Origin of the sequence: Vibrio sp. 1641 (assembly GCF_033339995.1) — a bacterium.
Taxonomy (GTDB): Bacteria; Pseudomonadota; Gammaproteobacteria; order Enterobacterales; family Vibrionaceae; genus Vibrio; species Vibrio alginolyticus.
In genome coordinates, this window is record NZ_JAWOVP010000269.1 from 1 (window position 1) to 631 (window position 631).

General features: G+C 43.3%; 1 protein-coding gene. It reads left to right on the top strand.

Annotation, left to right across the window (positions count from 1 at the left end):
* The coding region (locus R7Z47_RS25460) for an EAL domain-containing protein (RefSeq protein WP_318130841.1) at nt 1-631 on the top strand (631 nt) is incomplete at both ends.

The window sequence follows — 631 nt, forward strand, 5'->3', positions numbered from 1 at the left end:
CCTCATCAAAGCGCCAAAGATGTTGCCAACTTGGCCTCACAATGTATTCGTCAACTAGAGAAACTTACGCCGCCAGATCCGCTCGACCCCGACAACTGGTGCCATATTGGTATCACTATGTACAAAGAGGGAGAGCGACACAGCCAAATTATTGATGAGGCGGAAACGGCACTCAGAAGTGCGCAGCTACAAAACAACAATAACTGGAGCCGTTTTAAGAAATGGAACCACGATGAAGAAGCGCGCGGAAGTGTGCGATGGCGTACGTTATTTGATACGGCACTTACATCAGAAAATGTGATACTCTACGCACAATCGGTTCACTCAATAAGTGATGCGACGCATAAAAAAGCCTTACACGAAGAGTTAACATGTCGAATTCGGGATCCTGAAAATGGCATTGTTAAAGCGTCCCGGTTTATCTCTGCTATCAGACAAGTGGGCTATGAAGCTCAAATGGATAGAGCTGTACTTCATAAATTCTTAAAAGACTTTAAAGAGAATTTTGACAGCTCTAAAAATTATGCTCTAAATCTAAATGTGACGCCTTTTTCGAGTCGCGAATACTTCAAGTGGTTTCGTGATGAACTCTTACAGTTGTCACGTGAGCAGAGAAAGTGTCTCAATTTTG